Genomic DNA, 25,499 nt, shown 5'->3' with positions numbered 1-25,499 from the left:
CTCGTCGCCGGGGCTCCTCGCACCTCGACCACCGTGAGGGTCCGGATCGCCCGAGACCCCGCACCTACACTGGATCCCATGAGCGAGCCGTCGTCCGACCTCGCGACCCACGGTCGCGTGCTGGTCGTCGACGACGACGCCGCGCTGGCCGAGATGCTCTCGATCGTGCTGCGGCAGGAGGGGTTCGACTCGCGCACGGTGGCGCGGGGCGACGACGCGCTGGAGGCGTTCCGCGGCTACAAGCCCGACGTCGTCCTGCTCGACCTCATGCTGCCCGGGCGCGACGGCATCGACGTGTGCAAGGAGATCCGGGGCGAGTCGGGCGTGCCGATCGTGATGCTGACCGCGAAGGGCGACACGGTCGACGTCGTGGTGGGCCTGGAGTCCGGCGCCGACGACTACGTCGTCAAGCCGTTCAAGCCGAAGGAGCTCATCGCCCGCATCCGCGCGCGGGTGCGTCGCCACGACGGCCCCGAGGTCGAGCAGCAGGAGTCGCTGACGATCGGCGAGGTCCACATCGACGTCGACGGCCACGTCGTCACCCGCGGCGTGGAGCCGATCGCACTGACCCCGCTGGAGTTCGACCTGCTGGTCTGCCTGGCCCGCAAGCCGTGGCAGGTCTTCACCCGCGAGATGCTGCTCGAGCAGGTGTGGGGCTACCGCCACGCCGCCGACACGCGCCTGGTCAACGTGCACGTGCAGCGGCTGCGCTCCAAGGTCGAGCGCGACGCCGAGCACCCCGAGGTGGTCGTCACCGTGCGCGGCGTCGGCTACAAGGCCGGCCGGGCCTAGCCCCCGTGGACGCCGGCGGGGGACGGCCCCGGGTGCGCCCGTCGCTGCGCCGCGCGCTCACCTTCTGGCGCCGCTCGATCCAGGCCCGGGTCGTGGTGAGCACGCTGGTGCTCTCGACCGTCGTCATCACCGCCGTCGGCTGGTACCTGCTGCGCCAGACCCGCGACGGCCTGCTGGAGAACCGGGTCGACTCCGTGCTGGCCGAGTCGGCCACCGAGGTGCGTGACGCCGAGGTGGCGCTCGCGGGCGCCGGCACCGAGAGCGACGAGTCCAAGCAGCTGCGCGAGCTGGCCGAGCCGCTGATCACGCGCGGCGAGACCCGCGGCTACGGCGTGGTGCTGGCCGGCCCGGTCGACGACCGCCGGCGCGCCGCCGACGGCGTCGCCAGCTTCACGCCGGGTCTCGACCTCGACCGCAGCATCCCGGCGTCCCTCGAGGCGCGGCTGGCCACCGTGGGGGCGCCGCTGGCGTGGACCTACACCCACGTCGAGGCCGACGACAGCGCCGACATCCCGAGCGGCCCCGGCATCGTGGTGGGCGCGCAGATCCAGCTGCCGGCCGACGGCCGCACCTATGCCGTCTACTTCCTCTACCCGCTCGACGAGCAGGAGGAGACGCTCGGCCTGGTCACCCAGGGCCTGCTCACCGCCGCCGTCGTCCTGCTGCTGCTGGTGGCGGGCCTGGCCTGGCTCGTGACGCGCCAGGTGGTCACGCCGGTGCGCCTGGCCCGCCGGGTCGCCGAGCGGCTCGCGGCCGGTCGGCTGCAGGAGCGGCTGCGCGTCACCGGCGAGGACGACCTCGCGCGCCTGGCCACCTCCTTCAACCAGATGGCCAGCAACCTGCAGCGCCAGATCCGCCAGCTCGAGGAGCTCAGCCGCGTGCAGCGGCGCTTCGTCTCCGACGTCAGCCACGAGCTGCGGACGCCGCTGACCACCGTGCGCATGGCCGGCGACGTGCTGCACGACGCCCGCGGCCGCTTCGACCCGGGGACGGCGCGCGCGGCCGAGCTGCTGCAGACCGAGCTCGACCGCTTCGAGACCCTGCTGGCCGACCTGCTCGAGATCAGCCGCTTCGACGCCGGCGCCGCCGTCCTCGACGTCGAGGAGCTCGACCTGGGCGACATCGTGCGGCGCGTGGTGGAGTCGACCCGCCCGCTGGCCGAGCAGCGCGGGGTGCGCGTGGCCGTCGTGGACGCCGACCGCCCCTGCCTGGCCGAGGGCGACCCGCGGCGCGTCGAGCGGGTCGTGCGCAACCTGCTCACCAACGCGATCGACCACGCCGAGGTCGGCGGCCGCGACCCGGGCGTGGTGGTGCTGCTCGGCAGCGACGAGAACGCCGCGGCCGTCGCCGTCCGCGACTACGGCGTCGGGCTCGAGCCGGGGGAGTCGGCCATGGTCTTCAACCGGTTCTGGCGCAGCGACCCCGCCCGTGCCCGCACCAGCGGCGGCACCGGGCTCGGCCTCTCGATCGCGCTCGAGGACACCCACCTGCACGGTGGCTGGCTGCAGGCGTGGGGCCGGCCGCGCCGCGGCGCCCAGTTCCGCCTCACGCTGCCCCGGCACGCCGGCGGCTCGCTGCGCCGCAGCCCGCTGCCGCTCGAGCCCGCCGACGCCGAGTCGCGCCACGCCGACGAGGTGCTGCGGTGAGGCGGCGCGTCGCCGCCGCGGCGGCCGCGGTCGGCGTCCTGCTCGGCGGCGCCCTCGCCGGGTGCACCGGCATGCCCGACGCGGGCCCGGTCGTCGACTCCGACGCCGGCGGCAGCGTCGACGACGACCAGGCCTTCGCCATCAACGCCGTCCCGCCCGCCCCCGGGGCGGAGGCGGTCGACGTCGTCGACGGCTTCCTCGACGCGATGACGGCCTCCCCGCCGCGCGTCGACGTCGTGCGGCAGTACCTCACCACCGCCGCCGCGGCCGCCTGGGACCCCGACGCCGCCACCATCACCTACACCGACTTCTCGCTGCTCACCGAGAGCCCGCAGTCGGTGACGGTCGACCTGGTGCAGGGCGAGCGGCTCGGCTCGGCGGGGGAGTGGCGCGGGCGGCTCTCACCCGAGCAGCAGCGCCTCGACCTCGACGTCGTCATCGAGAACGGCGAGTACCGCGTCGCCAACCCGCCCGACGCGCTGGTCGTGCCGCAGCGCTGGTTCGAGCAGCGCTACCGCGCGGCGTCGCTCTACTTCTTCGACCCCGGCGGCCGCATCCTCGTCCCGCAGCCGGTCTTCGTGCCCCGCGGCGAGCGGCTGGTGAGCACGCTGGTCTCGCGGCTGGTGGCCGGGCCCGGCACCGAGCTGGACGGCGTGGCCCGCTCGTTCGTGCCCACCGGGCTCGACGCCGCCCTGTCGGTGCCGGTGACCTCCGACGGCGTCGCGGTGGTCGAGCTGACCGGCGAGCCGGGCCGCCTCGGCCAGGACGCCGGCGAGAAGATGCTCGCCCAGGTCGGCTGGACGCTCGCCCAGGACCCCTCGGTGCGGGTGCTGCGGCTGACCGTCGACGGCGACCCGGTGCTCGGGCCCGACGGCGACGACGAGTACGACGTCGACCGCGCCGCCGGTCTCGACCCCAGCGTGCCCGCCGCCTCGACCCAGCTCTACGGCCTGCGCGACGGCGTCCTGTCGCGGCTCGACGACACCGAGCTGCTGCCGGTCGACGGCGTCCTCGGCGACGGCGACCTGCCCCTGCGGTCGGTGGGCGTGCGTCTCGACGCCGGCGAGGCCGCGGCGGTCTCGGCCGACGGCCGCACGCTCTACCGCGCCCCGCTGCGCGACGTCGGCGGCGACCCGGCGGCCGCCAGGCCCGTCGCCTTCCGCGGCACCGACCTGCTCACGCCGGTGTGGGACCACGCGGGGCGGGTGTGGGTGGTCGACCGGACCAAGAGCGGGGCCGTCGTCCGCTACCTCGACGGCGACCGTGTCCGTCGCGTCGAGGTGCCCGGGATCTCCGGTCGCCTGGTCTCCTCGTTCCTGGTCTCGCGCGACGCCACCCGCTTCGTGGCCGCGGTGCGTGACGTCGGCGACCCGCGCGACCTGGGCGACGAGGTGCGCGTCGGCCGCATCGCGGTCGACGACAGCGGACGCCCGGCCGCGGTGGCCTCCACGCGCCCGATCGTGCTGCAGTCCGAGCTGCAGCGGCGGGTCAAGGACATCGTGTGGACCTCGCCCACCACCATCGCGATGCTCGTCCCCACCGAGCCGGGCGAGGTCTTCGACGTCCGGTCCATCGGCGTCGACGGCTCGCCGGTCACCGACGACGCCGTCTCGACCTTCATCACCGAGCCGGTGCTCTCGCTGGCCGGCGCCCCCTCGCCCGAGCTGCCCACCTACGCCGTCACCCGCACCAGCCTGCGCGACCTCACCCAGGGCGGCACCTACGGCTTCATCGGCCCGCCCCCCACCACCCTCGGCTACGTCGGATAGCGCCGGGCCCGTCCACAGCGTGCGTGGCGGCCCTTCCCCCGGCCGCCGCGGCCTGCTGCGATGGACGCCGCCATGACCCACCCCGACCCCACCACGCTGCGGGCGGCCGGGGCCGACCTGCTGCTCGGCGGACGGTGCGTGGGGTGCGAGCGGCCGGGGCGGGTGCTGTGCGAGCCCTGCCGGGCGACGCTCCCCGGCCCGGACGACGTCCACGTGCCCGTGCCGCACCCGCCCGGTCTGGCCCCGCCGTTCACCACCGCGCCCTACGAGGGCCTGGTGAGGGCGCTCGTGCTCGGCCACAAGGAGCGGCGGCTGCTGGCCCTGCGGCCCGACCTCGGGCGGCTGCTGGCCCTCGCCGTCCACGCCACCACGGCCGGCGCGGACGACGGCGCCACGCTCGCGCTGGTGCCGGTGCCCTCGCGCCGCGGTGTCGTCCGGGCCCGCGGGCACGACGCCACGCTGGCGCTCGTGACCGAGGCGGCGCGGCTGCTGCGGGCGGCGGGGTGCGACGTCGTCGTGGCGCCCCTGCTGACCAGCCGCCGCGGCGTCGTCGACCAGGCCGGCCTCGACAGCGCCGCCCGCCGGGCCAACCTGACCGGCTCGATGACCTGCCCCGCCCGCGGCCTGCGCCGACTGGGTGCCGCGCACGCCGCCGTCCACGTGGTCGTGTGCGACGACGTCCTCACCACGGGCAGCACCGCGCGGGAGGCCCAGCGCGCGCTCGCCGCCGTGGGCCTCCCGACGCTCGCGGTGGCCACGGTGGCTGCCACCCCGCTGCGCCGGGCGCGCACAAACCCGCGCGGTGAGGTTCCGTCGCCCCCACCGCACCAGTAACGTCGCTGCATGGAGTCCGCCCGGGTCCGTGGTTGCGTCGGTCGGGCGAGCAGCCCGGCCGGCAAGCCGATGCCAGTCGCAGGCGAAACGGTCCACGTAACCCGACGTCCGTCGCGAGGCGGCTCGGGGATCACGGTGCGGCTTAGAGGTAAGTCCTGCCCCGACCCGGTCGCACCAGGTGACCGGACCCGGGAGAAGGCCGGTAGTGGCGCCAGGGATGGCAGTGAAGCCGCGGAAGCCTCAGCAGGCGGTTGTGGGGTCGAAGACCAGGTCGGCCGGGCGGACTCCATGCCTGTCGCCCCGGGTCGCGCCGCAGGGCGTGACGCGTGGGCGGCTCGACCGGAAGCCAACTGCTAGCGGGAGGTTCACCCCATGGATGTCGTCGTCACCGGGCGTCACTGCGAGATCAGCGACTCGTTCCGAGGCCACGCGGCCGAGAAGCTGTCCAAGCTCGAGAAGCACGACCACCGCATCATCCGGGTGCACGTCGAGGTCGACTGCGAGCCCAACCCGCGCCAGCACGACCAGTCGATCCACGTCGAGCTCACCGCCATCTCCAAGGGCCCGGTGATCCGCGCCGAGGCCGCCGCCGACCACCAGATGGGCGCCCTCGACCTCGCCGTCGACAAGATGGCCGCGCAGATGCGCCGCGCCGCCGACCGGCGCCGGGTGCACCGCGGACGACGCGCGCCGATCTCGGTCGGCCAGGCGCTCGCCGACGTGCCGGTCGACCTCGACCTCGAGACCCCGACGCAGGACGACGAGGCCCGGGCCGACGGCCAGGACCGCGCCGTCGGACCCATCGACGTCACCGGTGACGGCCCGCTGGTGGTGCGCGAGAAGAGCCACGCCGCGAGCCCGATGACCCTCGACCAGGCGATGTACGAGATGGAGCTGGTGGGCCACGACTTCTACCTCTTCGTCGACAAGGAGAGCGAGAAGCCGTCGGTCGTCTACCGGCGCCGCGGCTACGACTACGGCGTCATCTCCCTCGACCTGGAGGGGTGAGAGGAACGGCGCGGGCAGCCCGGGGCCGGACGCATCTGCCATGATGCGGCCATGACCGAGGCCCCGGGTCGCGCCCCGTCCGGCGAGCGCGAGCCCATCCGCGTCCTCGTGGTCGACGACCAGCAGCTGTTCCGTCGCGGACTCACCATGCTCCTGGCCGTCGAGCCGGGGCTCGAGGTGGTCGGCGAGGCCGGCGACGGCGTCGAGGGCGTCGCGCTCGCCGAGACCGCCGCGCCCGACGTCGTCCTGCTCGACGTGCGGATGCCGAAGAAGTCGGGCATCGAGGCGTGCCTGGCCATCAAGGAGGCCGTGCCCTCGGCCAAGATCATCATGCTGACGGTCTCCGACGAGGAGGCCGACCTCTACGAGGCCGTCAAGAGCGGCGCGTCGGGCTACCTGCTCAAGGACTCCTCCATCGAGGAGGTCGCCCAGGCCATCCGCGTCGTCGCCGACGGCCAGTCGCTCATCAGCCCCTCGATGGCCATCAAGCTCATCGACGAGTTCAAGTCGATGTCGCGCCCCGAGCGCGAGACCGGCACCGGCCTCCGCCTCACCGAGCGCGAGCTCGACGTCCTCCGCCTCGTCGCCCAGGGCCACTCCAACAAGGAGATCGCGGCCCGGCTGTTCATCAGTGAGAACACCGTCAAGAACCACGTGCGCAACATGCTCGAGAAGCTGCAGCTGCACTCGCGCATGGAGGCCGTCATGTACGCCGTCCGCGAGAACCTCCTCGAGCTGCCCTGACGGTGGTCGAGGTGCGAGGAGCCCTGGCGACGAGCCTCGAGACCACCGGCCCTCCGTGCCCAGGTCTCTGCACGGACCCTGAGCTTGTCGAAGGGCCCTGACGGGAGCACGGGGCGCGGCGTGATGAGGTAGCTGACCGCCTGTATTGAATTGCGCCTCCGCTCCTTCGTCGCTGTGGCGCGTGTTCGCGGCGCCGTCGGCGATCGTCGTTCCCCCGTGCGCGCGGGAGGCTCCGCTCGTTCCTCGCTCCGCCTCCCGTGCTCCTCCTCCACGGCGATCGCGCGCCGCGAACCCAACCCATGACCCGGCGGCCGGACAGACCAACGCATCCGCCGTCCCGTCAGTGGCGGGCTCCGGACCGAGCGCCAGCGAGACCGACCGCAGCGAAGCAGGGCCCGCCCCCACGGCGGTGCGATGTCCCGACCGGGCCTGGCGGCGGAGCTGGGCATCGAGGCAGCGAAGAACCCCGTTCGCGGCGCGCGACCGTGTAACCGACGAGCACGGAAGGGCGATGCGACGAAGGAGCAAGCCCTTGCGCGCGCAGGAGGGCACACGGTCGCCGATGGCGCCGCGAACACGCGCCGAAGCGAGGTACGAGCGGAGGCGCAATCGAACACAGCGGTCGAGATCTCCCGCCAGGCCGGGCCCGTTGACCTGTCAGGGCCCAACGACGGCGCTCAGGGTCCGTGTGGACCGGACCCCGTGCGTGCTCTGTTGCGTGACCGTCCGGGGTCCCGACCCCCGCGGGTGCTCCGTTGCGTCGGCGTCCGTGTGGTCTGTGGTCCCGACCCTCTGGACGCTCCGTGGTCTCGAGGCTCGGCCGTGGCCGGCCTCGCACCTCGACCATCGTGGACGACGCCGTGCGTGCACCCCCGGCTGTCGGTGGGGTCTGGCAGGGTGCTCGTGTGAGCCGGCCGACGTCCCTCTCCCGCGCGCAGGCGCGGCGTGTGGCGCTGGCGGCGCAGGGGTTCCTCGACCCGGCGCACGCGCCGCCGACGCTGCGCACGCTGAACCGCACCGTCGAGCGCACGGGGGTGCTGCAGGTCGACTCGGTCAACGTGCTGGCGCGGGCCCACCTGATGCCGCTGTACTCCCGCATGGGGCCCTACGACCCCGACCTGCTGACCCGGGCGAGCAGCGGACGCCGGGAGCGGCGCCTGGTCGAGTACTGGGCGCACGTGCAGGCCTTCATGCCGGTCGAGCTGTGGCCGGCGATGCAGCACCGCATGGACCGCTACCGGGCCGAGCGCGGCAAGTGGATGGAGCTGCCGCCCGACGACCACATCGAGCGCATCCGGCAGGAGGTCGCGGCCCGCGGCCCCAGCACCGCCCGCGACCTCGACGACGGCCTGCCGCGCACGAAGGAGCACTGGGGCTGGAACTGGTCTGAGGCGCGCAAGGCGATGGACTGGCTCTTCCTCATCGGCGAGCTGGCCGTCGCCGGCCGCACCAGCCAGTTCGAGGTGGTCTACGACGTGCCCGAGCGGGTGCTGCCCGACCGCGTGCTGGCCCTGCCGACGCCACCGCTGGAGGAGCAGCACCTCGCGCTGGTGAGCCGGGCGGCGGCGTCCCACGGCGTGGCCAGCGTGCGCTGCCTGGCCGACTACTACCGCATGGGCGTGGCCGACACCGCCCGCGCCGTCGACCGCCTGGTCGAGTCCGGCGAGCTCGAGCCGGTGACGGTCGAGGGCTGGAAGCGGCCGGCCTACCTGCACCGCGACGCCCGGCGCCCGCGGGCGGCGGCGTTCGACGGCGTCCGCACGCTGCTGAGCCCCTTCGACCCGGTGGTCTGGGAGCGCGAGCGGGCCGAGGCGCTGTTCGACTTCTTCTACCGCATCGAGATCTACGTGCCCAAGGAGAAGCGGGTGCACGGCTACTACGTGCTGCCGTTCCTGCTGCGCGACGCGCTCGTGGGCCGGGTCGACCTCAAGGCCGACCGCGCCACCGGCCGGCTGCTGGTGCACTCCGCGCACCGCGAGGACGGCGCCCCCGACGACACCGCCCACGAGCTCGCCGCCGAGCTGCACCGGCTGGCGTCGTGGCTCGGTCTCGACGAGGTGGTGGTGGGCCCGCGGGGCTCGTTGGCCGATGAGCTCGCCCACGAGGAACGGGTCTTCGCCGCCGCTCGTTAGGATGAACGTCGGTCCGCGTTCGGACCGCGTCCCTACTTCAGGAGTCACACCCCCGTGCCTGCGATCATCGACAAGCTGCTCCGCATCGGCGAGGGCAGGACCCTCCGCCAGCTCGAGGCCATCGCCAAGGCCGTGAACGCCATCGAGGACGACTTCGTCAAGATGAGCGACGCCGAGCTGCAGAAGATGACCGGCGAGTTCAAGGAGCGCCTCGCCGAGGGCGAGACCCTCGACGACATCATGCCGGAGGCGTTCGCGACCGTCCGCGAGGCCGCGAAGCGCGTCATCGGCCAGCGCCACTACGACGTCCAGATCATGGGCGGCGCGGCCCTGCACCTCGGCAACATCGCCGAGATGAAGACCGGTGAGGGCAAGACGCTGGTCGCCACCCTGCCCGCCTACCTGAACGCGCTGTCGGGCAAGGGCGTCCACGTCGTCACCGTCAACGACTACCTCGCCAAGTACCACGCCGAGTGGATGGGCCGCGTGCACCACTTCCTCGGCCTGACGACCGGCGTGATCCTGCCGCAGATGCGCCCGGCGGAGCGGCGCGAGGCCTACAACTGCGACATCACCTACGGCACCAACAACGAGCTCGGCTTCGACTACCTGCGCGACAACATGGCCGGCTCCATCGAGGAGTGCGTCCAGCGCGGCCACAACTTCGCCGTCGTCGACGAGGTCGACTCGATCCTCATCGACGAGGCCCGCACCCCGCTGATCATCAGCGGTCCCACGCAGGACGAGGTGAAGTGGTACGGCGAGTTCTCCAAGATCGCCAAGAAGCTCACCATCGACGTCGACTACGAGGTCGACGAGAAGAAGCGCACCATCTCGGTGCTCGAGCCCGGCATCACCAAGGTCGAGGACCACCTCGGCATCGAGAACCTCTACGAGTCGGTCAACACCCCGCTCATCTCGTTCCTGAACAACTCCATCAAGGCCAAGGAGCTGTTCCGCAACGACAAGGAGTACGTCGTCATGAACGGCGAGGTGCTCATCGTCGACGAGCACACCGGCCGCATGCTCTCGGGCCGCCGCTACAACGACGGCCTGCACCAGGCGATCGAGGCCAAGGAGGGCGTCCAGGTCCGCGAGGAGTACCAGACGCTGGCCACGATCACGCTGCAGAACTACTTCCGTCTCTACGACACGCTCTCGGGCATGACCGGCACGGCCATGACCGAGGCCAGCGAGTTCGACAAGATCTACAGCCTCGGCGTGGTGCCGATCCCGACCAACCGCGCGATGGTCCGCAAGGACCAGAGCGACCTGGTCTACCGCACCGAGGAGGCCAAGTACGACGCCGTCGTCGACGACATCGTCGAGCGCCACGAGAAGGGTCAGCCGGTGCTGGTCGGCACCGTCTCGGTCGAGAAGTCGGTGCACCTGGCCGAGAAGCTCACCGCGCGCGGCGTCCCGCACACGGTCCTGAACGCCAAGTACCACGCCGACGAGGCGAAGATCGTCGCGCTGGCCGGTCACAAGGGCGCGGTCACCGTGGCCACCAACATGGCCGGTCGAGGCACCGACATCATGCTCGGCGGCTCGGTGGAGTTCCTGGCCGACGAGGTGCTGCGCAAGAAGGGCCTCGAGCCCACCGGCGAGACCGCCGACGAGTACGAGGCCGCCTGGCCCGAGACGCTCGAGGCGGTCAAGAAGCAGGTCGCGGCCGAGCACGACGACGTGCGTGAGCTCGGCGGCCTGTACGTCGTCGGCACCGAGCGGCACGAGTCGCGCCGCATCGACAACCAGCTGCGCGGTCGCTCCGGCCGTCAGGGCGACCCCGGCGAGTCGCGGTTCTACCTCTCGCTCGAGGACGAGCTGATGCGGCTGTTCAAGTCGGAGTGGGTCGACCGCGTCCTGACGATGCTGAAGATCCCCGACGACGTCCCGATCGAGAACAAGCGCGTCACCAGCGCCATCGCGAACGCGCAGGGCCAGGTCGAGTCGCAGAACTTCGAGTCGCGCAAGAACGTGCTCAAGTACGACGACGTCATGGACCGCCAGCGCAAGGTGATCTACGCCGAGCGGCGCGAGGTGCTCGAGGGCGCCGACGTCGAGGAGCAGATCCGCGGCTTCGTCGACGACGTCGTCGAGGGCACCGTGCGGGGCTCGCTCGAGGAGTTCGCCGAGCAGTGGGACCTCGACCAGCTGTGGACCGACCTCGGTCAGTTCTGGCCGATCAGCATCTCGTGGCAGGAGCTCGCCGACGAGGTCGGCGGGCAGGACGGGCTCGACAAGGAGCACCTGATCGTCGCGCTGCAGAAGGACGCTCAGACCGCCTACAACAACCGCGAGGAGGAGGTCGGCGAGGAGGTCATGCGCGAGCTCGAGCGCCGCGTCCTGCTCTCGGTCCTCGACCGCAAGTGGCGTGAGCACCTCTACGAGATGGACTACCTGCGCGAGGGCATCTACCTGCGCGCCTACTCCCAGCGCGACCCGCTCGTGGAGTACCAGCGCGAGGGCTTCGACATGTTCAACGCCATGATGGACGGCATCAAGGAGGAGGCGGTCGGCTTCCTGTTCAACCTCGAGGTGCAGGTCGACGAGGACCCCGAGGTCGAGGGCGAGCCCGAGGCCGAGGCCGAGGTCGAGGAGCCGATGCGGCGTGAGCTGCCGTCGGAGACCGCGCCGACCGAGGCGGGCGGCGCGGGCGGCTCGAGCAGCACCGTGCTGACCAAGGAGCCGAAGGCGCCGCAGATCCGGGCCAAGGGCCTGGAGAAGAAGACCGTGCCGGCCAACCTGAAGCTCTCCGCCCCCAGCGAGCAGGGCGAGGTCGTCGAGACCGCGGACGACGCGGGCGGCGACGAGTTCGCCGGGGTGGGCCGCAACGCCAAGTGCCCCTGCGGCTCGGGCAAGAAGTTCAAGCAGTGCCACGGCGCCCCGGGCGGCCCCACGGGGGTCACCGCTCGGCTCGGATGATCGTGGCGGCGGCTCAGCGGTCGACCCGCTCGGAGCCGTCGACGTAGTAGGTGCGACCGTGGCGGATCACGTAGGACCTGCCACGGCCGTTGCCGCGCTCACCGGCGTCCCAGAAGCAGGGGCCGGGACCGTCCTCGTGGCGGCACGGCTGGAAGGACTTCGGGATGAAGCCGTCGGGCACCGGGTCGTCGCCGGCCCGGTGACCGACGTCGGCGACGGCCGTCGCGGTGAGGGCGGCGCCGGCGAGGGCGCCGGCCAGCAGCAGGGGGATCGAGCGCATCGGGTCTCTCCGGTCGGTCGGTGGGCGGTCTAGGCGAACTCGAGGGCGGTGCAGACCCACCGGGTGTCGGTGGTGTGCCGGTCGCGGCGTCGCTCGAACCGGGCGGCCACTGCCCGGGAGCGCTCGCCGTAGCGCACGTGCACGCTCGACTCGACGGCTCCGCCGTCGGTGAAGCTGCTGTGCACCGACAGCACGCGTGGCCGCACCGGGGCGACCCGGGCCTGTCCGGGCTGGTGCTGGCCGGCGCGGGCGACCAGGACGGCGCGCCGCTCGAGGTCGCCGTAGACCTCGGCGCTGGTGTGCCGCAGCAGCTGGGTGACCGGCCGGTCGCCGCCGACGATCTCGACCGCGGCCTGGGCGAAGCGGTGCGCCCAGCGGTCGACGCTGCGCCGTCGGCGCAGGTCGGTGGCCGCGGCGGGCGGCGGCGTCGGCCGGGCCGCCGGCTGCGGCGGCTCGAGCCGGGGCTGCAGCTCGAGCGCCAGCGTGCCCTGGGTGGCGGCGATGGGGGCGGGCGGCCGCAGCGGCACCACGTTGGCGTGGAACGGGCTGGCGACCGGGGCGGTGGGTTGGGGGGACATGGCGGTTCCTCTCGCGTGACGGTGGTGGGTGGGTGAGTAGGTGGGGCGTCGCGGGCTAGGGGTCGGGGCTCTCGCGGGGCGGCAGGCGCAGCCGCTGCCCGGGGTGGATGACGTCGGGGTCGGGGCCGACGACGGGCCGGTTGAGGGCGTGGAGCGCGGCGGTGTGCGCCGCGACCTCGGCGGCGTCGGCGTCGTGGCCCAGCCGGTCGGTGCTGATCGACCACAGCGAGTCACCGGGCCGGACGCGCACGGCGTCGACCGGCGTGGGGGCGGCCTCGGCGCGGGGGAGCGGCGCGGCGGTGCTCCCGGACCGGTCGGGCCGGTGGGGCCGGCCGGCCGCGCCGGTCGCGCGGTCGGGGTAGGGGAGTCCGTCGAGCCCGGGTTCGCCGGGTGTCGTGCCGGAGGTGGTGGCGTGACCGGGGACGGCGGTCAGGACGGCGACGCCGCAGGCTGCGAGGAGCGCCCGCGCCAGCCACCGGGGCACGCCGCGCACGGTGGCGGGTCGGCCCGGACGGCGCAGCGCCGCGACCACGACGACCGTGGTGCACAGCCACGCCCACACGGCGCAGCCGCAGACGACCAGCGACGCCAGGGCCGGCAGCAGCACCTCGAAGTGCGGGTCGGCGAGGTCAGCGGGCCGTACCCCGGCGGCGGCCCAGCCGCCGGTGGCGGCGGACACCGTCGTCACCACGCTCCACACCGCGAGGGCGCGCATCGTCGTTCGTATCATCCCGGGGCCTACTGATCCTTGCGTTTGCTTCCGTTTGCGTCAGTCAACGCTCGGGTGAGGCGATCGTCAACCGTTCGTGCACAGGAAGAATCCGCCCGCGACGCGGCTGACTAGGGTCGGGGCATGGCGTGGGAGGAGGAGCTGTTCGGCGTCCTCGACGAGCTCGAGCAGCAGGCCGAGGCGCTCTACGACGCCGAGCGGGCGCCCGAGCTCGCCGACCGCTCGCGCGCGGAGTACCAGACCGTGCCGCTCGTCGCGCGGCTGATGGCCTCCGTCGACCTCGAGGTGGCGCTGGGCGTCACCGGCGTCGGCCGGGTCGCCGGGCGGCTCGACCGGGTCGCGGCCACCTGGTGCGTGGTCGGCGGGGCCGGCCGCGACTGGGTGGTCAGGCTGGCCGCGATCGCGGCCGTCGAGGGCGCCTCGCCGCGCGCCGTCCCCGAGGTGGCGTGGTCACCGGTCACCCGGCTCGGGGTCGGCTCGGCCCTGCGGCGCCTGGCCGACGAGGGGGAGCGGTGCGTCGCGCACCGTCTGGACGGCGGGCGTCACGACGGCGTCGTCCGCCGGGTCGGGCAGGACTTCGTCGAGCTCGACCAGGGCGACCCGCCCCGGCCGGTGCTGATCGCTCTCGACGCGCTCGCGGCCGTGCGGTCGGAGTGAGCAGTCGCGACCGAGGAACGAGGTCGCAACGGGCGGGTCGAGACCACAGGTCCGCCGAGGCCGGGCCGAGGGCCGACCCCCGTCAGGTGGCCTCGGCGTCGAAGGGCGGGCGCTCGCCCTCGCGCAGCGGGCGCAGGCCGCGCCGCTTGGGCCGCTCGGCCTCGTCGCCGGCGTCCTCCATGGCCTCGACGATGTGCTTGCGCACGATGGCGCGGGGGTCGAGGTCGCGCAGCTCGAGGTCGGCGAACTCGGGGCCGAGCTCGTTGCGCAGGTCGTCGCGGGCGCTGTTGGCGAACTCGCGCAGCCGGCGCAGGATGGCGCCCGCCTGCTTGGCGAGGTCGGGCAGCTTGTCCGGCCCGAAGACCATGACGGCCACCAGTGCGATGACCGCCATCTCCGGCAGTCCGACCCCGAACACCCCGTGACCCTAGCGGCCGGCGGGCGAGAGCCCGAGCTGCATGCCGGCCAGGCCCCGGCCGCGGCCGGCCAGCCCGTCGGCGATCGAGGTGAGGACGACGGCCGCGGGGGCGGTCGGGTCGGAGTCGACGATCGGCTTGCCGGCGTCGCCGCCCTCGCGCAGCGAGAGGTCGAGCGGCACGCGGCCGAGCACCCTGACCTCGTAGCCGAAGCGCTGGCCGAGGGTCTCGGCGACCCGGTCGCCGCCACCGCTGCCGAAGACCTCGATGCGGTGCTCGCGACCCTCGGGGGTGCAGTGCGGGCAGGGCAGCCAGCTCATGTTCTCCACGACGCCGACGACCCGCTGGTGCATCATCGAGGCCATCGTGCCCGCGCGCTCGGCGACCTCGGCGGCCGCCTCCTGCGGCGTGGTGACCACGACGACCTCGGCGCCGGGCAGGTGCTGCCCGAGCGAGATGGCGATGTCACCGGTGCCGGGCGGCAGGTCGAGCAGCAGCACGTCGAGGTCGCCCCAGTAGACGTCGGAGAGCATCTGGACGAGGGCCCGGTCGAGCATCGGGCCGCGCCAGGCGACGACCTGGTCGCGGCGCGGCTTGAGCATGCCGATCGAGATGACCGAGACCCCGGACGGCGTGGGCACCGGCATGATCAGCTCGTCGACCTGGGTGGGGCGCGAGTCGGCGACACCGAGCATCGCCGGCACCGAGTGGCCGTAGATGTCGGCGTCGACCACGCCGACCTTCAGGCCGCGCTTGGCCATCGCGAGCGCGAGGTTGACCGTGACCGACGACTTGCCGACGCCGCCCTTGCCGCTGGCGATGGCGAAGACCTTGGTGAGCGAGCCGGGCTGGGCGAAGGGGATCTCGCGCTGGGCCTGGCCGCCGCGCAGCTTCTCCTGCAGGCCGGAGCGCTGCCCGGCGTCCATCACGCCGAGCGTGAGGTCGACGCCGGTGACGCCCGGGACGCGGGTCAGCGCGGCGGTCACGTCGCGCTCGATGGTGTCCTTGAGGGGGCAGCCGGCGACGGTGAGCAGCACGGTCAGGTGCACGACGCCGGCGTCGTCGACCTCGACCGAGCCGACCATCCCCAGCTCGGTGATGGGTCGCTTGATCTCGGGGTCGTTGACCGTGGCCAGGGCCGCGTCGAGCTGCTCGCGGGAGGGAGAAGTCATGATGGCCACCAGTCTAGGACCCGGTGCGGCACGCCCGACGCGGGCTCAGGACCCCGGCGGTGCCGGCCGGTCGTCGCTGCCGTCGTGCGAGCCGGCCCGGTCGCGGGCGACCTCGGCCGCGGTGTCGCGCGCCACGCGCTCGGCCGTCTCGAGCGCCCGCTCGTCGAGCTCGGCGAGCAGGGCCCGCAGCTCGGAGCGCACGTAGTCGCGGGTGGCGACCTCGCCGACCGACATCCGCAGCGAGGCGACCTCGCGCGCGAGGAACTCCATGTCGGCGCGGGTGCGGGCGTTGACCTGGCGGTCCTGCTCGGCCAGCACCTTGTCGCGCTGCTCCTGCCGGTTCTGGGCCAGCAGGATCAGCGGCGCGGCGTAGGAGGCCTGCAGGCTCAGCATCAGCGTCAGGAAGATGAAGGCGTAGGGGTCCCAGCGCGCGTCGGCGGGCGCCACGGAGTTCCACACGATCCACACCACGACGAACCCGGTCATGTACAGCAGGAACCGGGCGGTGCCCATGAAGCGCGCGAACTGCTCGGCGAAGCTGCCGAAGGAGTCGGGGTCGAAGGTGGGGCGGCCGATGAGGTGCTGACGCTGCTCGCGCGGGGTGTCGAGCCGGTCGCGCCGCTCGCGCTCAGCCACGGCCGGCGTCCTGCTGCAGGGCGCGGTCGCGCCAGCCGGCGGGGAGCATGTGGTCGAGCAGGTCGTCGACGCTGACGACGCCGAGCAGGTTTCCGTTCTCGCCGACCACCGGCGCCGCGACCAGGTTGTAGGTGGCCAGGTGCATCGCGACGTCGTCGATGGTGTCCTCGGGACGCAGGTTCTCGATGGTGTCGTCGAGGACGCCGGCGACCAGCTCGGACGGCGGCTCGCGCAGCAGCCGCTGGATGTGGGCGACGCCGAGGAGCCGGCCGGTGGGCGTCTCGAGCGGCTGGCGGCACACGCACACCAGGGCCGCGAGCGCCGGGGTGAGGTCGGGGTTGCGCACCAGGGCCAGCGCGTCGGCGATGGTGGCGTCGGGCCCCACGATCACCGGCTCGGAGGTCATCATCGCGCCGGCGGTGTCGGCGACGTACGACATCAGCCGCCGCACGTCCTCGGCCTCCTCGGGCTCCATGAGGTCGAGCAGGATCTCGGCGGTCTCGGGGGGCAGGTCGGCCACGAGGTCGGCGGCGTCGTCGGGCGACATCTCCTCGAGGACGTCGGCGGCCCGCTCGGTGTCGAGCTGCGCCATGATCGAGACCTGGTCCTCCTCCGAGAGCTCCTCCAGGACGTCGGCCAGGCGCTCGTCGTCCAGCGCCGCGACCACCGCGGTGCGGCGCTCCTCGGGCAGGTCGTGCAGCATCGAGGCGGCGTCGGCCGGCCGCATCTCGTTGAGCGCGTGCACCAGGGCCGTGGCGCCCTGGGTGTCGGCGCCCTCGGTGGCGGCCAGGCCACGCACGTCGCGCCACTCGACCACGTAGGTCTGCCCGCGGCGGCGCAGCCGCTTGGCGTTCTCGCGGACCGCGACCCGGGTGAGCACCCAGTCGCGGGTGCGGCCCTGCTCCATCGCCACGTCGTAGACGGTGGCGTTGATCGGCTCGTCGCGGCCGCCCGGCCCGACGATGGTCACCTCACGGTCGAGCATCTGCCCGATGACGAGCGTCTCGGTGGAGCGCTGCTCGAAGCGGCGCATGTTGAGCAGCCCGGTGGTCTGCACCTGGCCGCTGTCGATGCTCGTCACCCGGGTCATCGGCACGAAGATCCGGCGCCGCCCGGGCACCTCGGCCACGATGCCGAGCACCCGCGGCGGGCTCGCCTCGGAGCGCATCGAGACCACGAGGTCGCGCACCTTCGCCACCTGGTCGCCGGCGGGGTCGAACAGGGGGAGTCCGGCCAGACGGGCCGCGTAGACCCGCTTCGCGCTGCTGCTCATCGACCCGACCCTCCCGTCCGCTCCTCCGGTGCCGGCGCCTGCGGCGCTCCCGGCGCAGCGATTCAACCACCCCACGCGTCCCGCGAGTCCGCGCCGCTCCCCGCCGCCCGCCCGACGGTCGGCGCCGGGGAGTCGTGGGCCCGTGCCGGAGCGACTACAATCTGCCACCGGACCGATTCGCGACGGGAGGACGGTGCATGGGCAAGCACGCGCTCGACACGCCGCGCGCGACCCTCGTCGGCACCGTCTCGGTCGGCGTCGCGCTCGTCGTGGTGGTGGCCCTGTTCGCCGTCCTCGGCCAACGCGCCAACGCCGGCGGTTCCACCACCGACGACGTCTCCGACGCCGCGGCGAGCACCGCGGTCTCCGACCCGCCCACGAGCCCGTCGACGTCGAGCACGCCGAGCCCCACGCCGTCAGCGCCGCAGACCAGCGCCCCCACGCAGCGCCCCCAGCGCACCGAGCGCACCGACGAGCCGAGCGCGCCTCGCACCTCCGACGGCACCGACGGCCAGAAGGTCGGCAGCGACCGCAGCCTCGCCGACCGCGTCGAGGACCTCGCCGAGGTGCCGCCGCCCTCGCCGACCGAGTTCCGCGTGACCTCGCTCAACATCCTCGGCCACTCCCACACCGTCAGCGGACCCCGGGCGCGTCGCTACCCCTCCGGCCCCACCCGCGCCGGCTTCGTGGCGCAGCTGATCGCCTCGTGGGACGTCGACGTCGCCGGCCTGCAGGAGCTGCAGGCCCCGCAGTGGGGCGTGCTCGCCAACCGGCTGCCCAACTGGGGCCACTACGGCCCGGGCTTCGGCCGTGAGGTGATGGCCAACTCGATCATCTGGGACACCCGGGTGTGGGAGCTCGTCGAGGGCTCGACGGTGCAGATCCCCTACTTCGGCGGCAACCGTCGCGCCATGCCCTACGTGCTGCTGCGCAACCTCGCCAGCGGCCAGCAGGTCTGGTTCGCCAACTTCCACAACCCCGCCGACGCCCACGGCCCGGCCCAGCGGTGGCGCAAAGCCGCCACCGCCATCCAGATCCAGCTGGCCAACAACCTGGGCGCCGACGGCACGCCGGTCGTCTTCACCGGCGACTTCAACGACCGCGAGCAGTACTTCTGCCCGATCGTGGCCAACACCGCGCTCGAGGCCTCGCAGGGTGGCAGCGCCGACGGCGGCTGCGCCCCGCCGGCGAAGATGGACGTCGACTGGATCTTCGGCTCGCCGCCGATCCAGTTCACCCAGCACATCCGGGTGATCGACGGTCTCATCGACCGCACCACCGACCACCCGATGATCGTTGCCGACGCCTTCATCCCGCCGCCGCTCGACAGCGACTCCGCCTCGTGAGCACCCCCGAGCCGTCGCAGCCGACCGAGGGCACCGAGCCCACGCGCCGGGCCGGGGGAGCGGGCCCGATCGTCGCCGGCGTCGCCGCCGTCCTGCTGGTCGCCGCCCTGGTGGCCTGGCTCTCGCTGCGAGGCGGCGCCGACGCCAAGCCCGCCTCGAGCGACGAGCCCGCGCCGACGCAGCCCGCGGCCTCGTCCGCGGCGTCCGGTGCGAGCGACCCCACGAGCGAGACGCCCACCAGCGACGCCACCACCGAGCAGCCGGCCCCGTCGCTGCCGCCCGAGGTCGGCTTCGCCAAGGCGGCCAAGCAGGCCGTGAAGGCCGGCGTGCCCGCCCTCGTGCCCGACGCGTTCGGCGACCGCGTCGGGGTGGTCACCGCCGCCGACTTCACCGACGGGCTCTGGCAGCTGACCGTCACCACCGAGACCGGCGAGGTCGTCGTCCGGCAGGACGCCGGCGCGGCCGACGCGCTGGTCGAGCGCTTCGCCGCCGGCTCGAGGCCGAAGGGCACCACCGACCTCGAGCCGTTCGGGCTCGGCACCTGGCAGCGCTACGCCGGCGCCGAGGGGGCGGTGCTCGCCACCGACCTGCCCGACGGCGGTGTCGTCGCCACCGGCCCCGACCAGGCCACTGTGCTCGCGGTCGTGCGCACGCTGCTCACCTACGAGCCCACCGGGCCCACCGAGCTCGGCTGACGCCGTCCGCCGGTCACGGACGGCGAGCCGGCGGGCCGGCGCCCCGGCGCGGCGTCCCGTGGTGTTGCCGAGACGCGTGTGACTCGTGTGACCATAGGGACCGCCCTCCGAACGCCCCCGGACGAAGGAGTCGTGCTCCCATGCGCCCCTCGACCCCCGCACCCCGCGTGCGCACCGCCCTGCTGGTCCTCGCCCTCGTCGCCGGCGTGCTCGCCGCGCTCGCCCCCGCGCCGTCCGGCGCGAGCCCGGCCACCGCGCCCGCCGCGCCCATTGCGTACGTCGCGCCCGTCGCCGCGAGCGCGGAGCCGGGCCGGCCCTACACCCCGGTCACCCGGGTCTGGTTCAACGACCCGCTCGGCAAGGAGCGGGCCAAGCGCCGCATCTTCGAGCACCTCATCCGCTCCATCGACGCCACGCCGGCGGGCGCCGTCATCCGCTTCGCCGTGCTGTCCTTCGCCGACCGGCCGATGGCCGACGCGCTGCTGCGGGCCGACCGCCGCGGCGTGGAGGTGAAGCTCGTCTTCGCCGGCGACGAGGTCTACAAGCCGATGACCCGCCTGCAGCGGGCGCTGGGCAAGAACCCCCGCCGCGACTCCTTCGCCGTGCTCTGCGACAGCAGCTGCCGCGGCGAGCGCGGCCAGATGCACGCGAAGTTCTTCAGCTTCTCCCGCGTCGGCGAGGCCCGGGCGGTGACGATGGTCGGCTCGAACAACATCACCCGGCACAACTCCCACGACCAGTGGAGCGACCTCTACGTGCGGGTCGGCGACAAGCGCTACTACGACACCTTCGGCGCCTGGTTCGCCCAGGCCAAGCGCGACCGACCCCTGCGCGACCCCTACGTGAACCGCGAGATCGGCTCGCACCGCGTGATGATCACGCCGGTCGACCTCGCCCGCCACCGCGACCCGCTCGACGACGCCCTCGACAGCGTCACCTGCCTGACCCGCGCCGGGGCGATCGACCCCGACGCCCCGCGGCCCGACACGCAGGTCCCGACCAACCTGCTGCTCGCCCAGCACGCGTGGAACGGCGCCCGCGGCAAGCGGCTCGCCCGCCGGGTCGCGCAGATGGTGCGCTCGGGCTGCACCGCCCGGGTCTTCTACGGCCAGGGCGTCGGCCCGGCGGTGCGCCGCATCCTCACCGACGGCGGCGCGGTGCTGCGGCCCGGCACCCACCGCGGCGTCCGTACCCACCAGAAGCTGCTGATCGCCCACGGCCACGTCGGACGTCGTCCCGACACCATCCGCGTGTGGACCGGCAGCCAGAACTGGACGACGCGCGCGGCCAAGCGCGACGACCTCGTGGTGCGCATCGACGACCAGGAGGTCGGACGCCAGTACGTGCGCGGCTTCTTCCGCATGTGGCGGCGCGGCTGAGCCGTCGGGGCCGCAGTAGGGTGGCTGCCGCCCGTTCCGGGCCGGCCGACTTGATGAGGAGAACCGCGTGAACCGACGCCTCGGCGGCGGTCGCAGCCCGCAGGTGCGCGACGTCACCGTCGACGGCGACGGGGTGCGCGCCCGCGCCCGCCGCGAGGTGATCCTCGACCTGCACGTCGACGGCCGCCGGGTGTGGTCGTTCTGGCTGCACCGCGACGGCACCCCGGTGCCCGGTGCCCGCGGCCTGCGGCTGGTGGAGTGGCCCAAGACGCTGCGCGGCTTCCTCGACGGCACCGCGCGTATGTCGGTGCACGTGCACGACGGCAGCGGCCCGCCGCTGTTCGAGGACGACGTCCCGCTCGGCTCGGGCGAGGGCCCGATCGAGATCGCGACGCCGGACGGCCGGCCGATCACCCTCGACCGCTCGCTGCGCCGGGTGGTGGCCTTCGAGGCGAAGTCCGCCGCCGAGGTCGAGCCCCTCATGCACGCCATCGGTGAGGTGCTCGGCATCCTCGCCGAGGCCGGCGTCCACGCCTTCCTGGCCTACGGCACCCTGCTGGGCGCGGTGCGCAACGGCGCCCTCATCGGGCACGACGCCGACGCCGACCTCGGCTACGTCAGCGACCACGACCACCCCGTCGACGTCGCCCGCGAGTCGTTCCGGCTGCAGCGCGCGCTGACCGACCGCGGCCACACCGTCACCCGCTACTCCACCGCCGCCTTCAAGGTCGAGGTGGCCGAGAGCGACGGCACCGTGCGCGGGCTCGACGTCTTCGGCGGCTTCATGCGCGAGGGCCTGCTGCACCTGATGGGTGAGATCATCGAGCCGTTCCGGCGCGAGTGGGTGCTGCCGCTGGGGGAGGCCACCCTCGAGGGGCACCGCTTCCCGGTGCCGGCCGACACCGACCGGTTCCTCACCATCACCTACGGCCCGTCGTGGCGCGTGCCCGACCCGGCCTTCCACTTCACCACCCCCCGCTCGACGCACCGCCGGTTCAACGGCTGGTTCCGCGGCATCCGCGTCGGCCGCGCCCTGTGGGACCGCCGCTACGCCTCGCGCCCCGGCCCGGCCGAGAAGCCCACCGGGCTGGCCAGGTTCGTGGCGCGCCGTGAGGCCGGGCCGGCCGAGGTGGTCGACCTCGGCTGCGGCACCGGTGGTGACGCGCTGTTCTTCGCCCGCCGCGGCGTCCCCACCGTGGGCCTCGACCTGGTGCCGAAGGGCTACGCCACCGCCCGCGAGGTCGCCGAGCGCGAGGGCCTGCCGGTGCGCTTCCTCGAGCTCAACCTGGTCTCGCTGCGCTCCACGCTGGCCACCGCCGCGCTGCTGGCCGCCGAGCCGCGGCCGCGGGTGCTGCTGGCCCGCCACCTCGTCGACGCCCTCGGCACCCCCGGCCGTCACGAGCTCTACCGCCTCGCGCGGCTGCTGCTCGCCGACGGCGGCACCCTCTACCTCGAGTTCCTGGCCCGCGACGCCTCCGGCCGCTACGGCCGCAAGCACAAGGTGCGGCCCCGCCGTCCCGCGCTGGTGGCCCGCGAGCTCGAGGCCAGCGGTGCCACTATCGTGGCGCAGCGTGTGCTGACGCGCCGCCGCCCCTCACGCCCGGGGGCCGGGCGCACCCGGATCTGTCGAATGGTGGTGCGATGGGAAAGCTGAAGGACGTGGCCGGCTCCGTACGGCGGCGCGCCGGCGACGCGGCGTCGGCCGACCTGCGTCGTCGGGTGGCCGAGCTCGAGGAGGAGATGCAGGAGGCGCGCGCCCTGAACGTGCGCGTCGCCGAGCTCACCGACCTGGTCACCGAGCTGCTCGTGCCGCTGGCCCAGCGCGACGAGGAGAAGCTGCAGGCCCTGCTGGCCCGCTACCACGAGGGCGTCTGAGCCCGACGTGGCCCGACGGCTCCACCTCCACATCGGCCTGCCGAAGACCGGCACCACCTACCTGCAGCAGGTCGTGTGGGCCCACCGCGACCGGCTGCTCGACGACGGCATGCTGGTGCCCGGCCGCGGTCACCGCGACCACCTCTGGGCGGCGCTGGCCGCGCAGGGCCGCCGCGGCCTGAAGCGCCGGCACCCCGACGCGCCGAAGGCGTGGGACCGCCTGGCCGACGAGATCCGCCGGTGGGACGGCGACGCGCTCGTCACCCACGAGTTCTTCTGCGCCGCCGGCGAGGACGACGTCGCCCGCCTCGTCGAGCAGGTCGCGCCCGCCCGCGTCGAGGTCGTCGTCACCGCCCGTGACCCCCTCGCCATGCTCACCGCCGGTTGGCAGGAGCTGGTCAAGAACGGCAGCACGGTGGCCGCCCGCGACGCCGGCCGCCCGCGCGCCGCCTCGCCCGAGTTCAGCTGGCGCACCTGGGACCTGCACGGCGTCCTGCGGCGGTGGAGCGCCGTCGTCCCGCCCGAGCAGGTGCACGTGCTGGTGCTGCCCGGCCGCGACGAGCCGCCCGAGCAGCACTGGCGCAACTTCGCCGCCACGGTCGGCATCCGGCCCGACCTGCCGCTGCCCGACCGCGCGGCCAACCCCTCGCTCGGCGTCGTGCAGGTCGAGCTGCTGCGCCGCGTCAACGAGCACCTCGACGCCTTCCACTCGCCCACCGACCGCGGCACCTGGATCCGCGGGCAGCTGGCCGAGCGGTTCCTGGCCGAGCAGGGCGGCGAGCCGTTCACCATGCCCGCCGAGCTGGTCGAGCAGTGCCGCACGCGCGGACGACGGGCCCGCCGGCTGCTGCGCGAGCAGCCGTTCGACGTGGTCGGCGACGTCCGCCGGCTCTCGGTGCCCGACGAAATGCCCGCCCGGCGCACGCCGGAACAGGTCGGCGACGCGGAGCTCGTCGATGCTTCCGGGGCGCTCGTCGCTGTTATGCTCGCCGCCGTTCGCGACTCGGGTCGCGGTCCCATCGGTGCCACTTCCCAGTCTCGTACCGCATCCGACTTCCCCACCTGATCAGGGAGCTCCAACTGATGAAGGTCCGGACCATCGCGCTCGCCGTCGGCGGGCTGCTCACCGCGAGCCTGCTCGTGGTGCCCGCCTCCACGGGCGCGCAGGCGTCCCCCGCCCCTTCGTCGTCAGCGGTCTCCTCGGTCTCCTCGACCGTCACCGCGGTGGCAGCCGATCGTGACGGCAAGAAGGTCGGCAACGAGCGCAAGAACAGCGCCAACCGGCAGCGCAAGCCGTGGAGCAAGCGGTGGCACCCGGCCAACAAGCGGGCGTTCTTCAACAACCCCTACGCGGCCAAGAAGCCGGCGGCGCGCTTCGCCATCCAGAACTACCTCATCAAGGCGATCCGCAACACGCCGAAGGGCGAGACCATCCGCATCTCGGTCTACTCCTTCGACCGCAACGAGGTCGCCGACGCGCTGATCAACGCGCGCAAGCGCGGCGTGCGGGTGCAGATCCTGATGAACAACCACCAGGTCACCCGGGCGCAGCGCCGGCTCTACCGCAAGATCGGCCGCAACCCCAAGCAGCGCAACTTCGCCTACGAGTGCAAGGCCTCCTGCCGCGCCAGCCGCGACAACCTGCACTCGAAGTTCTTCCTGTTCACCAAGACCGGTGGCATCAAGAACGTCGTCATGATGGGCTCGGTCAACTTCACCCTCAACGCGGTGAAGTGGCAGTGGAACGACCTGCTGTCGCTGACCCGCCAGGACAAGCTGCACGACGACCTGCGCGAGGTCTTCGACGACATGCGCAAGGACTACAGCACCGACCAGCCGTTCCGCACCTACTGCGTCGGCACCAAGGACGGCTGCGGCCCCACCGCCAGCAACCAGTTCCTGCGGGTCTTCCCGCGCAAGGCCACCCCGCGCAACGACGCGGCGCTGGCGATCCTGAACCCGATCGACTGCAAGTACCGCTCCGGCGGCAAGATGCGCCGCACCGTGGTGCGCATGTCGATGCACGCCATGCGCGGCCCGCGCGGTGACTACCTCGCCGAGGCCTGGCGCAACCTGTGGGCCCGCGGCTGCGACGTCCGCGTCATCTACGGCCTCATGGGCGCCAAGACCAAGCGCAAGCTCGGCGCCGCCACCGCCCGTGGCCGTGTCCCGCTCCGCTCGGCCGGCTTCGACTACGACGGCGACGGCCAGGTGAACCGCTACACGCACCAGAAGTACGTGCTCATCGGCGGCATGTACGGCGGCCGCATCGGCAAGACGATCTTCACCGGCTCCTCGAACTGGAGCTCGCGCGGCACCTCGGGCGACGAGATCATCTACAGCTTCCGCGGTCCGGGCGTCTTCGCGCAGTACATGGACAACTTCCGCTTCATGTGGAACAAGCACACGCGCAACGCCTACACGACCACCTCGGCGGCCTACCGCACCACCGAGAGCTACCGCCGCGCCGACGGCACCTACGGCCAGCGCGTCGTGGTCAAGACCCGTCAGGTCGAGCTGAACCTGCCCGACGGTCTGGGCACCGACGGGCCGACCTGGGAGGACGACTGACCGACGGCGCCGGGGGCGGCCACCTCGACGTGGCCGCCAGC

At 73.5% G+C, this 25,499-nt stretch carries 23 protein-coding genes; 16 read left to right on the top strand and 7 right to left on the bottom strand.

Features of this window, described 5'->3' with window-relative positions:
- Positions 1–78 precede the first annotated feature (78 nt).
- From mtrA to secA, 8 genes are all read left to right on the top strand, one after another.
- Entirely contained in the window at positions 79–792 is a 714-nt protein-coding gene (mtrA, locus tag ABEA04_RS13710; protein ID WP_345459386.1) for an MtrAB system response regulator MtrA, read from the top strand.
- Positions 793–797: 5 nt separating this feature from the next.
- Positions 798–2,438: an MtrAB system histidine kinase MtrB gene (mtrB, locus tag ABEA04_RS13705; protein ID WP_345459383.1), complete on the top strand. Its 1,641-nt coding sequence runs from the start codon at positions 798–800 to the stop codon at positions 2,436–2,438.
- Positions 2,435–4,207, top strand: coding sequence for an LpqB family beta-propeller domain-containing protein (locus ABEA04_RS13700; RefSeq protein ID WP_345459380.1), 1,773 nt, complete (start codon positions 2,435–2,437; stop codon positions 4,205–4,207). Before mtrB ends, ABEA04_RS13700 begins: the two co-directional genes overlap by 4 nt.
- A 60-nt stretch (positions 4,208–4,267) precedes the next feature.
- The gene (locus ABEA04_RS13695) at positions 4,268–5,041 is read left to right on the top strand and encodes a ComF family protein (protein ID WP_345459377.1); all 774 of its coding nucleotides are present in this window, start codon (positions 4,268–4,270) and stop codon (positions 5,039–5,041) included.
- 372 nt (positions 5,042–5,413) lie between these two features.
- Positions 5,414–6,049, top strand: coding sequence for a ribosome hibernation-promoting factor, HPF/YfiA family (gene hpf / locus ABEA04_RS13690; protein ID WP_345459375.1), 636 nt, complete (start codon positions 5,414–5,416; stop codon positions 6,047–6,049).
- A gap of 51 nt (positions 6,050–6,100) precedes the next feature.
- On the top strand, positions 6,101–6,793 hold the full coding sequence (locus ABEA04_RS13685; RefSeq protein WP_345459372.1) for a response regulator: 693 nt from the start codon (positions 6,101–6,103) through the stop codon (positions 6,791–6,793).
- 905 nt (positions 6,794–7,698) lie between these two features.
- Positions 7,699–8,925 carry a winged helix-turn-helix domain-containing protein gene (locus ABEA04_RS13680; protein WP_345459369.1) on the top strand — a complete coding sequence of 409 codons (1,227 nt, stop codon included), beginning with the start codon at positions 7,699–7,701 and terminating at the stop codon, positions 8,923–8,925.
- A 54-nt stretch (positions 8,926–8,979) separates the two neighbouring features.
- Entirely contained in the window at positions 8,980–11,850 is a 2,871-nt protein-coding gene (gene secA / locus ABEA04_RS13675; protein WP_345459366.1) for a preprotein translocase subunit SecA, read from the top strand.
- Between the two features lie 13 nt (positions 11,851–11,863).
- Here the strand turns inward: secA and ABEA04_RS13670 are convergent, their stop codons facing one another.
- The 3 genes from ABEA04_RS13670 to ABEA04_RS13660 are packed head-to-tail and all read right to left on the bottom strand — an operon-like array spanning position 11,864 to position 13,423.
- On the bottom strand, positions 11,864–12,130 hold the full coding sequence (locus ABEA04_RS13670) for a hypothetical protein (RefSeq protein ID WP_345459363.1): 267 nt from the start codon (positions 12,128–12,130) through the stop codon (positions 11,864–11,866).
- A gap of 29 nt (positions 12,131–12,159) precedes the next feature.
- Positions 12,160–12,708, bottom strand: coding sequence for an Rv3235 family protein (locus tag ABEA04_RS13665; RefSeq protein WP_345459360.1), 549 nt, complete (start codon positions 12,706–12,708; stop codon positions 12,160–12,162).
- Between the two features lie 55 nt (positions 12,709–12,763).
- Positions 12,764–13,423, bottom strand: coding sequence for a LysM peptidoglycan-binding domain-containing protein (locus ABEA04_RS13660; protein ID WP_345459357.1), 660 nt, complete (start codon positions 13,421–13,423; stop codon positions 12,764–12,766).
- Between the two features lie 138 nt (positions 13,424–13,561).
- On the opposite strand from ABEA04_RS13660, the gene ABEA04_RS13655 reads away from it, so the two are divergent.
- Complete coding sequence (locus ABEA04_RS13655) at positions 13,562–14,095, top strand: hypothetical protein (protein WP_345459354.1); 534 nt, start codon at positions 13,562–13,564, stop codon at positions 14,093–14,095.
- A gap of 82 nt (positions 14,096–14,177) precedes the next feature.
- Here the strand turns inward: ABEA04_RS13655 and ABEA04_RS13650 are convergent, their stop codons facing one another.
- From ABEA04_RS13650 to ABEA04_RS13635, 4 genes are read right to left on the bottom strand one after another with little or no spacing between them, the layout of a single operon-like run.
- Positions 14,178–14,513 (bottom strand): sec-independent translocase, encoded by a 336-nt coding sequence (locus ABEA04_RS13650; protein WP_345459351.1) that lies wholly within the window; start codon positions 14,511–14,513, stop codon positions 14,178–14,180.
- Positions 14,514–14,522: 9 nt separating this feature from the next.
- Positions 14,523–15,683, bottom strand: coding sequence for an Mrp/NBP35 family ATP-binding protein (locus ABEA04_RS13645; RefSeq protein WP_345459348.1), 1,161 nt, complete (start codon positions 15,681–15,683; stop codon positions 14,523–14,525).
- 45 nt (positions 15,684–15,728) lie between these two features.
- Positions 15,729–16,319, bottom strand: coding sequence for a DUF1003 domain-containing protein (locus ABEA04_RS13640; RefSeq protein WP_345459345.1), 591 nt, complete (start codon positions 16,317–16,319; stop codon positions 15,729–15,731).
- The gene (locus tag ABEA04_RS13635; protein WP_345459342.1) at positions 16,312–17,592 is read right to left on the bottom strand and encodes a magnesium transporter MgtE N-terminal domain-containing protein; all 1,281 of its coding nucleotides are present in this window, start codon (positions 17,590–17,592) and stop codon (positions 16,312–16,314) included. Before ABEA04_RS13635 ends, ABEA04_RS13640 begins: the two co-directional genes overlap by 8 nt.
- Before the next feature lie 197 nt (positions 17,593–17,789).
- Between ABEA04_RS13635 and ABEA04_RS13630 the strand changes: the two genes are divergently transcribed.
- The 7 genes from ABEA04_RS13630 to ABEA04_RS13600 all read left to right on the top strand — a co-directional run bounded on the left by ABEA04_RS13630 (position 17,790) and on the right by ABEA04_RS13600 (position 25,458).
- On the top strand, positions 17,790–18,938 hold the full coding sequence (locus tag ABEA04_RS13630) for an endonuclease/exonuclease/phosphatase family protein (protein WP_345459339.1): 1,149 nt from the start codon (positions 17,790–17,792) through the stop codon (positions 18,936–18,938).
- Entirely contained in the window at positions 18,935–19,633 is a 699-nt protein-coding gene (locus tag ABEA04_RS13625; protein ID WP_345459336.1) for a hypothetical protein, read from the top strand. The genes ABEA04_RS13630 and ABEA04_RS13625 overlap by 4 nt, the downstream gene beginning before the upstream one ends.
- A 140-nt stretch (positions 19,634–19,773) precedes the next feature.
- Positions 19,774–21,012 (top strand): phospholipase D-like domain-containing protein, encoded by a 1,239-nt coding sequence (locus ABEA04_RS13620; protein ID WP_345459333.1) that lies wholly within the window; start codon positions 19,774–19,776, stop codon positions 21,010–21,012.
- Positions 21,013–21,079: 67 nt separating this feature from the next.
- Positions 21,080–22,666, top strand: coding sequence for a methyltransferase domain-containing protein (locus ABEA04_RS13615; RefSeq protein ID WP_345459330.1), 1,587 nt, complete (start codon positions 21,080–21,082; stop codon positions 22,664–22,666).
- Positions 22,654–22,887: a DUF6752 domain-containing protein gene (locus tag ABEA04_RS13610; protein ID WP_345459327.1), complete on the top strand. Its 234-nt coding sequence runs from the start codon at positions 22,654–22,656 to the stop codon at positions 22,885–22,887. The genes ABEA04_RS13615 and ABEA04_RS13610 overlap by 13 nt, the downstream gene beginning before the upstream one ends.
- A gap of 7 nt (positions 22,888–22,894) precedes the next feature.
- Complete coding sequence (locus ABEA04_RS13605) at positions 22,895–23,953, top strand: hypothetical protein (RefSeq protein WP_345459324.1); 1,059 nt, start codon at positions 22,895–22,897, stop codon at positions 23,951–23,953.
- A 17-nt stretch (positions 23,954–23,970) separates the two neighbouring features.
- Positions 23,971–25,458: a phospholipase D-like domain-containing protein gene (locus ABEA04_RS13600; RefSeq protein WP_345459321.1), complete on the top strand. Its 1,488-nt coding sequence runs from the start codon at positions 23,971–23,973 to the stop codon at positions 25,456–25,458.
- Positions 25,459–25,499: the final 41 nt, after the last annotated feature.

The organism is Nocardioides marinquilinus (genome assembly GCF_039543705.1).
Lineage (GTDB): Bacteria > Actinomycetota > Actinomycetes > Propionibacteriales > Nocardioidaceae > Nocardioides > Nocardioides marinquilinus.
Note: the sequence above shows the minus strand (reverse complement) of the source record. Positions and strands in the feature narration are given on the sequence as shown.